Genomic DNA, 7,697 nt, shown 5'->3' with positions numbered 1-7,697 from the left:
GCCGTTACGCACAACCGTAGGGGGGGGTCGGCCGCGTCTCACCGCCCCGGCATCCGCCCCTCTTCGTTCTCACTCGCCGGACATGATGGCGCGCAGGCGCTCCAGCGGCAGCTTGGGCGTGCGGTCGGCGCCGACGAGCCCGTTGGTCTCCTGGAGGGTGTCGGTGAGCTGCGTGTAGCAGAACCCGGCCAGCGCCCCGCTGCCGTGCACGGCGGCCATGAGGGCGCTCAGGCGTGCGTCGAAGTCGGACACCGAGGTCGCAGACGAGTACCCCCAGGCGTCCGCGGCCGAGTCGACGTCGAACGAGATGCCGCCGAACTCGGTGAGCATCACCGGTGCCTCGTCGACGTCGCCGCTCAGCACGAGCACCCGGCCGGCCGGTCCGACGCCGTCGATCAGCCCGTCGATCGCGGCACGGGTGCGGTACCGGTCCCCGACGACGACGGCATCCGCCTCGTAGTCGTGGATCGCGACGATGTCGGTGTCGACCTGCTCCCACCCGTCGTTCGAGACGACCGGGCGCGTGCCGTCGAGCGCCTTGGTGAGCGCGACCAGGGCGCGCGCGTACTGCTGCATGCGCGGGTCGCTGGCGATGTGCTGCACACCCCAGCTCTCGTTGAGGGGCACCCACGTCACGATCGACGGGTGCGAGAAGTCGCGGCGCACGATGTCGAGCCACTCCCGGACCGTGCGCTCGACCGCCACCGGCGTGAACGTGAAGCTCGCCGGGGCCTCGCCCCACACGAGCAGTCCGAGACGGTCCGCCCAGTACAGGAACCGCGGGTCCTCGAACTTCTGGTGCACCCGCGTGGCGTTGAACCCGAGGTCCTTGATGAGCTGCGCCTCGTCGCGCAGCGCCTGCGCCGAGGGCGCCGCCAGATGAGACTGCGGCCAGTACCCCTGGTTTAGCACCGACCGGACGTAGTACGGCCGGTCGTTGAGGAAGAAGCGGCCGCGGGCGACGTGCGCCGTGCGGATGCCCAGGTACGAGCGTGCCCGGTCGGCGCCGACGCGGATCTCGGCGTCGATGAGGCGCGGGTGCTCGGGCGACCACAGCAGCTCCTCATACGCCTGCCCGTTGGCGAGGGCGGCGACGGGGATGACGAGGGATGCCTCGTCGTCGTCGATCGTCGTCTGCACGCTGCCCAGCGGCCGGCCCTCGAAGGACAGATCCACGCGGACCTCGATCGGCTGTGCGGGCACGGCGGAGAGCTCCAGGCCGGCCGTGACCAGGCCGGTGCGGGGATCGGCCGTCCAGCGGACGCCGGTGGTCGAGATCGCCGGGACGGCCTCCAGCCACACGGGCTGCCAGATGCCGCTGGTGCGGTGGTACCAGATGACGTGCGGCTGCTCGCGCCAGTCCTGCTTGCCGCGAGGCTGGCCGATGTCGTGCGGGTCGTCCTCGGCGCGGACGACGACGGTGTGCTCGTCGCCCGGGGCGAGGGCGTCCGTGACGTCGAACGCGAACGGCGTGTGTCCGCCCTCGTGGCCGCCGAGGGCGCGCCCGTCCACCCACACGCGGCAGCGGTAGTCGACGGCGCCGAAGCGCAGCATGAGCCGCGTGCCGTCGTCGTGGCCGGCGCTCTCCAGCTCGGCGGCGCCGAAGCCGCGGGCGTACCAGACGATGCGGTGGTGCGCGGTGTCGGCCACACCCGACGCCTCGGACTCGGGCGGGAACGGGACCAGGATGTCGCGATCGAACGTGCGACGCTCGTGCCAGCCCTCGCTCAGCCCGGAGTCGTCGTCGTCGAACGCGAACGTCCAGGTGCCGGACAGGTCGGTCCAGGACGGCCGGACGAGCTGCGGGCGGGGGTAGGTGCCGTCCTGGTCGCTCGCGGACCAGGGGGCGCTGTCGTCGTCGATCATGCCGACTAGCATGCCCGAGAAATACAGCGCTGTAAATTCCTGATTCAGAATCCAGCGCTGCAACCGGTGGTCACGCCGATCCGGCAGGGGCGCTCTCACGCGTCACGATGCGGTGCGGGACGATCTCGTGGCGCCCCACGCCGTCGTATCCCTCGATGCGCTCGATGAGGAGCTCGAGGGCCCGGCCGACGAGCGCCGGCAGGTCGGGGCTCACGGTCGTGAGGCTCGGGAAGGTCACGGCGCTCAACCGGGTGTCGTCCCATCCCGTCACTGCCACGTCGAGGGGCACGCGGATGCCGCGCTCCTGCAGCGCGCGCAGCGTTCCGAGCGCTGCGAGGTCGTCTCGGCAGACGATGCCGTCGACGTCGAGCCCGTCGTCGAGTGCCCGGCGGACGGCGTCGACGGCGTCGGCGGCCGACACCGAGTCGGTGGCGACCAGGAGGCCCGGGTCCGGCGTGATGCCGGCCTCCTGCAGCGCCTCCTGGTAGCCGAGGATGCGCTGGCGCGACGTCTCGCTGAGGGCCCTCGCCTCGTGTCCGACGAATGCGATGCGCCGGCGCCCAGGTGCGATCAGGTGCCGCGTGATCTCGCGGGCGGCGGCCACGTTGTCGATCATCACGCGGTCGATCGTGAGCGGTGCGGGCGTCTCGCCGAGCAGCACGATGGGGATGTCGGAGCGGTGCTGCGCGATCTCGCTGGAGGTCATCGCGCTCGGCTGGAACAGCATCCCGTCGACGAGTCCCGCCTCTGAGCTCGCCATGAGTGCGCGCTCCCCGTCGAGGGTCGCGTCGGTCTCTTCGAGCAGCACGCGGTACCCGTACGACTGCGCCGTGCGGGAGGCGACGCGCGCGAGCTCGGCGAAGTAGGGGATGCCCACGTCGGCGAAGGCGAGGGCGATGAGGCCCGTACGCCCGGTGGCCAGGCGCCGTGCCATCACGTTCGGCTTGTAGCCGAGCTCGTCGATCGCCTTCTGCACGCGTTCGCGCATCTGCGGCGACACGTGGGCGTAGTTGCGCACGACGTTCGACACCGTCTTCATCGATACACCGGCCCGCTCGGCCACATCCTGCAGTCGCGGTCCGCGCATCGAAGCTCCTCCTGTCGGTGTCGGACAGCCTCAGACTAGCGCCCACCGCTGCGAAGGCACAGGCGGTTGACATCGAATTTCTAGCGCTGTACATTCGACCGCACTTGCACAAGTCGACGCCCGGACGGGTCCGGGCGGGCTTCATCTCAAAGGAGAGCGATCACATGAAGAAGGCAATCGCGCGCGGTTGGGGAGTGGGTGTCGCGGCAACCGTCGCATTGGCCCTCGCCGGCTGCGCGGGTTCGAACGGAGGCGGCGGGTCGGTCTCGGGAGACAACTACGACGGGCCGAAGGTCGAGATCACCTTCTGGCACGGCTGGACGGGCGGCGCGGCGCCGACGATCGTCCCCAAGCTCATCGAGGAGTTCAACGCCGAGCACGACAACATCGTCGTCAAGAACGTCCCGCAGGAGTGGGCCGACATCGCGGCCAAGATGCCGCTCGCGATCAAGGCGGGCAAGGGACCGGACGTCGCCGTGCTGCACGGCGACGACCTGGCGACCTACGCGGCCCAGAAGCTGCTGCTGCCCGCCGACGACATCGTGAAGAACCTCGGGTACAGCGCCGACGACTTCCCGCCGGGCGTGTACGACAAGGGCAACTACGACGGCTCGCAGTACGCGGTGCCGTGGAGCGTCACGCCCCTCGGCCTGTTCGTCAACAACGACGTGCTCTCGAAGGCGGGCATCACCGAGATCCCCGCCGACAAGGACGGCTACGTCGCAGCCCTCGACGCACTCAAGAGCGCCGGGGTGCAGGGCGAGTGGGTCGACGGCTACGTCTTCACGGGCACGTTCGAGTTCGAGAGCCTGGTGTGGCAGTTCGGCGGCGACCTCTACAACAAGGACGTCACCGAGGCGACCTTCAACTCGGATGCCGGCGTCCAGGCGCTCACCTGGATGACCGACCTCGTCAAGGACGGCTACAGCCCGGCGAACGTGGCGCAGGACGGCAACATCAAGGCGCTGCTGGCCGGCGAGACGGCGTTCAACTGGAACGGCGTGTGGCAGACGACGAACACCGCGTTCGGCGACCTCGACTGGGCCGCCGCCCCGGTGCCCCAGATCGGCACGGAGAAGGCCGTGTGGTCGAGCTCGACGCACTGGGTCTTCCCGGCGAACAAGGGCCAGAGCGAAGACAAGACGGCCGCCGCCGCCACCTTCGTGAAGTGGATGAACGACCACTCGCTGGCGTGGGCCGAGACCGGTGAGCTCCCCGCCGCCAACACCGTCCGCGAAGACCCGGAGCTGCTGTCGACGTACCCGGCCCTGGAGCCGTTCATCGACGAGCTGGACTACGCGCACTACGAGACCGTGTCGCCCGGCATCAACGAGGCCAACGCCCTCATCACCACCGCGATCAACGAAGCCCTCACCGGCAAGAAGTCGCCCAAGGAGGCCCTCGACGACGCCAAGAAGAAGGCCGACGCGATCCTCGAGCAGAACAAGGCGAAGTATGGCGGCTGACATCGCCGGCGCCGTGGCCGTCCCGACCGAGCGCGCGAGCGCCCGGTCGGGCGGCCGCCCCGCGTCCGGCCGCCGGCCTGTCGCGCGACGGCGGCGCACGCTCGTCGCGTACCTGTTCCTCGCGCCCTTCCTGATCCTGTTCGGCACGTTCGTCATCGCCCCGGCGATCTTCGGCCTGTGGATCAGCGTCACCGACTGGAGCCCGTTCCGCGACACGCAGAACTTCGTCGGCCTCACGAACTACCTCAACCTCTTCACGCCGGGCAGCACGACCTTCGACGACTTCTGGCAGTCGATGGGGGCGACCGCGATCTTCGTCGTCGCCAGCGTGCCCTTCCTCGTCGTCGTCCCGTTGTTCGTCGCCGTGCTGCTGAACCGCAAGCTGAAGGGCGCGACGGTGTTCCGCACCGTCTTCTTCGCACCGTACGTGCTGGGCGTCGCGATCGTGGGAGTGATCTGGAGCTACATCTTCGACACGCAGTCCGGCATCCTGAACCACGTCCTGGGACTGCTCGGCCTGCCCGACGACATCCCGTGGGTCGTCGACGTGCCGTGGGTGTGGGTGTCGCTCGTGGGCGTCACGGTGTGGTGGACGGCGGGCCTGAACACCGTCATCTTCCTCGCCGGCATGAAGGGCATCAACGGCGACCTCTACGAGGCGGCCTCGCTCGACGGCGCCGGCGCGTGGAGGTCGTTCTGGAGCGTCACGATCCCCGGGCTGCGCCCCGTCATGCTCTTCATCACGACGACGACGATCCTCGCGTCGGCGAACATGTTCGGGCAGTCGTACCTGCTCACAGCGGGCGGTCCGGGCAACGCGACCCGCACCGCCATCATGTACATCGCCGATCAGGGCCTGTCGCAGAACAACATGGCGCCCGCCGCCGCGATGAGCTACATCCTCTTCGCGATCCTCGCGGTCATCAGCGTCATCAACTTCCGGCTGCAGCGCGAGCGCTCCGAGAAGGGAGCCTCATGACCACCTCGCTCGCGCCCGCCCGGCGCTCTTCGCCCCGCCGCGCGGCCTCCCGCACGCTGCTGTATGCGGTGCTCGGGTTCCTGACCCTCGTGGTCGTGTTCCCGCTGGTGTGGATGGTGCTGACGTCGTTCAAGACCGACGCCGACGCCGTCCGCAATCCGTACTCGCTGCCGAACCCGTTCTCGACCGAGGCGTACCAGACGCTGCTGCTGAGCGGTCAGCAGCCGATCTTCCTGTGGTTGTGGAACAGCTTCGCCGCCGCCACGATCCAGACGGTGCTGATCCTGGCGACGGCGTCGATGGCCGCGTACGCCCTGGCCCGCCTGGACTTCGCCGGCAAGAAGGTCGTCTTCGGGCTCATCATCGCCACGCTGCTGGTGCCGCCGGTGGTCTTCCTGATCCCGAACTACCTCATCGTCGAGAACTTCGGCTGGCTCGACACGATCCTCGCGATCACCGTGCCCGGTGCCGCCGGCGCGTTCGGCGTCTTCTTCCTGCGGCAGTTCTTCCTCGGGCTGCCGGTCGAGGTCGAAGAGGCGGCGCGCATCGACGGGGCGGGGGAGTTCCGCATCTTCCTGCAGGTCGCGCTGCCGCTCGCGAAGCCCGCGCTGGCGACCCTCGCGGTGCTGTCGTTCCTCGGCAACTGGAACGACTTCCTGTGGCCGGTGTACGTGCTGCTCTCGCCCGAGAACATGACGCTCCAGCCGGGTCTCGCGATGCTGCAGGGCGCGTACCGCACCCACTTCGGCATCGTCATGGCGGGCGCGGTCATCGCGTCGGTCCCGGTCCTGGTGCTCTTCGCCCTGGCCCAGCGCCAGATCGTCGACTCGGTCGCCGGCGCCGCGGTCAAGGGCTGAGGGGGGTGGATGCCGGCGGCCGCGGCCGCCGGCATCCACCTGTCTTGAGGGTTCACGCGTGGAAGCGCGCGAACAGGCTGGCCGGCGCGCCCGTGTCTACGCTGGCGAGCATGCCGCCGTCGGCGACGAAGTCGACCCGCGCCCCGTCGTGGCGGCTCTACGCTGGTGCCATGCCGCTGACCGGGGAGTACCAGCCGTCCACGTCCGCATGGGCGCGCAAGCAGGCCGAGGCGTTCGAGGCCTCGGCCGGTGCGCACGCGAACACGCTGCGGGGCGTGCCGATCATCGTGCTCACGACCGTCGGAGCCAAGACCGGCGCGCTGCGCAAGACGGCGCTCATGCGCGTCGAGCACGACGGCCGGTACGCCGTCGTCGCCTCGAAGGGCGGCTCGCACGACGAGCCCAAGTGGGCCGAGAACATGCGCCGCCACCCGCACGTCGAACTCCAGGACGGCGACCTCAAGCGCGACTACGACGCCCGTGAGCTGTCGGGCGACGAGCGCGCTGCGTGGTGGGAGCGCGCCACGGCCGTGTGGCCCGACTACGCGAACTACCAGACCAAGACCGACCGGCTGATCGCGGTGTTCGCGCTCGAACCCCGCGGCGCGTGACCGACATCGAGCTCGCCCGCATCCCGGGCGGGACGGTGACGCTGCACGACGCCCGGCGCAAGGTGCGCCGGGACGTCGAGCTCGAGCCGTTCGAGCTCGGCGTGTACGCCGTCACGCAGGAACAGCTCGCCGAGCTGCTGGGCGAGACCGCACGGTACCCGCGCCGGCCCGCCGTCGACGTCACCTGGCAGCGGGCGATCCGCTTCTGCAACGCGGCGTCGGAGTGGGAGGGGCTCGACCCCGCATACACGTTCGACGGCGAGGACGTCACCTGGCACGTCGACGCCGACGGCTACCGCCTGCCGACCGAGGCCGAGTGGGAGCACGCCTGCCGCGCCGGCTCGACCGGCCCGCACTACGGCCTCCTCGCCGAGGTCGCCTGGACGAGCGCCGACGGACTGACCGCTCCGGCCGAGGTGGGCGGCCGGCTCCCCAACCTCAACGGGCTGTTCGACACGCTCGGCAACGTGTGGGAGTGGTGCTGGGACCTCTTGGATCCCGCCCGCTACGCCGACTACCGCGTGTTCCGAGGCGGGGGCTTCGCCGACGACGCGTGGAGCGTCCGCGCCTCGACCCGCCGCGGCGGCCCGCCGCGCTCGCACCACGACGACGTCGGGTTCCGCGTCGCACGCGGCGGCTTCGACGGCGATGCGGCCGCCCAGGGCTGGTCTGCACGGGTCGACGCCGAGCGCGCCGACCCCGACGGCCCGCTGCCCTTCGGCTGGACGCCGCTGCGCTGACCCCTCGACAGAGAAGTGGGGGGGGGGGGGGGGGGGGGGGGGGCGCCCCCCCCCCCCGGGGGGGGGGGTGGCCGGCCCCCGGCGCGGGCCG

The 7,697-nt window shown here is 70.5% G+C and carries 7 protein-coding genes; 5 read left to right on the top strand and 2 right to left on the bottom strand.

The annotated features are described in order from the left end of the window. Positions 1-69 precede the first annotated feature (69 nt). Positions 70-1,866, bottom strand: coding sequence for a glycoside hydrolase family 2 protein (locus ACFWJ8_RS19665; RefSeq protein WP_378814727.1), 1,797 nt, complete (start codon positions 1,864-1,866; stop codon positions 70-72). Between the two features lie 70 nt (positions 1,867-1,936). Then, positions 1,937-2,953: a LacI family DNA-binding transcriptional regulator gene (locus ACFWJ8_RS19660; protein ID WP_378814725.1), complete on the bottom strand. Its 1,017-nt coding sequence runs from the start codon at positions 2,951-2,953 to the stop codon at positions 1,937-1,939. A 164-nt stretch (positions 2,954-3,117) separates the two neighbouring features. Here ACFWJ8_RS19660 and ACFWJ8_RS19655 point away from each other — a divergent pair, with 164 nt between their 5' ends. From ACFWJ8_RS19655 to ACFWJ8_RS19635, 5 genes are all read left to right on the top strand, one after another. Continuing rightward, positions 3,118-4,419, top strand: coding sequence for an ABC transporter substrate-binding protein (locus ACFWJ8_RS19655; protein WP_378814723.1), 1,302 nt, complete (start codon positions 3,118-3,120; stop codon positions 4,417-4,419). Next, a complete protein-coding gene (locus ACFWJ8_RS19650) occupies positions 4,409-5,398 on the top strand; it encodes a carbohydrate ABC transporter permease (RefSeq protein WP_378814722.1) in 990 nt (329 codons plus the stop codon). Before ACFWJ8_RS19655 ends, ACFWJ8_RS19650 begins: the two co-directional genes overlap by 11 nt. Next, on the top strand, positions 5,395-6,255 hold the full coding sequence (locus tag ACFWJ8_RS19645) for a carbohydrate ABC transporter permease (protein ID WP_378814720.1): 861 nt from the start codon (positions 5,395-5,397) through the stop codon (positions 6,253-6,255). Before ACFWJ8_RS19650 ends, ACFWJ8_RS19645 begins: the two co-directional genes overlap by 4 nt. A 170-nt stretch (positions 6,256-6,425) precedes the next feature. Next, a complete protein-coding gene (locus ACFWJ8_RS19640; RefSeq protein ID WP_378814718.1) occupies positions 6,426-6,866 on the top strand; it encodes a nitroreductase family deazaflavin-dependent oxidoreductase in 441 nt (146 codons plus the stop codon). Continuing rightward, on the top strand, positions 6,863-7,606 hold the full coding sequence (locus ACFWJ8_RS19635) for a formylglycine-generating enzyme family protein (RefSeq protein WP_378814716.1): 744 nt from the start codon (positions 6,863-6,865) through the stop codon (positions 7,604-7,606). Before ACFWJ8_RS19640 ends, ACFWJ8_RS19635 begins: the two co-directional genes overlap by 4 nt. Positions 7,607-7,697 lie beyond the last annotated feature (91 nt).

This window comes from Microbacterium sp. NPDC058389, assembly GCF_042722305.1.
Lineage (GTDB): Bacteria > Actinomycetota > Actinomycetes > Actinomycetales > Microbacteriaceae > Microbacterium.
The sequence above is the reverse complement of the archived record's forward strand: the minus strand, read 5'-3'. Positions and strand labels throughout refer to the sequence as shown.

Bases quoted from the DNA above. Each gene is read 5' to 3' on its own strand.
- ACFWJ8_RS19650 (WP_378814722.1), top strand. From the start codon at position 4,409: ATGGCGGCTGACATCGCCGGCGCCGTGGCCGTCCCGACCGAGCGCGCG.
- ACFWJ8_RS19640 (WP_378814718.1), top strand. From the start codon at position 6,426: ATGCCGCTGACCGGGGAGTACCAGCCGTCCACGTCCGCATGGGCGCGC.
- ACFWJ8_RS19660 (WP_378814725.1), bottom strand. From the start codon at position 2,953: ATGCGCGGACCGCGACTGCAGGATGTGGCCGAGCGGGCCGGTGTATCG.
- ACFWJ8_RS19655 (WP_378814723.1), top strand. From the start codon at position 3,118: ATGAAGAAGGCAATCGCGCGCGGTTGGGGAGTGGGTGTCGCGGCAACC.
- ACFWJ8_RS19645 (WP_378814720.1), top strand. From the start codon at position 5,395: ATGACCACCTCGCTCGCGCCCGCCCGGCGCTCTTCGCCCCGCCGCGCG.
- ACFWJ8_RS19665 (WP_378814727.1), bottom strand. From the start codon at position 1,866: ATGATCGACGACGACAGCGCCCCCTGGTCCGCGAGCGACCAGGACGGC.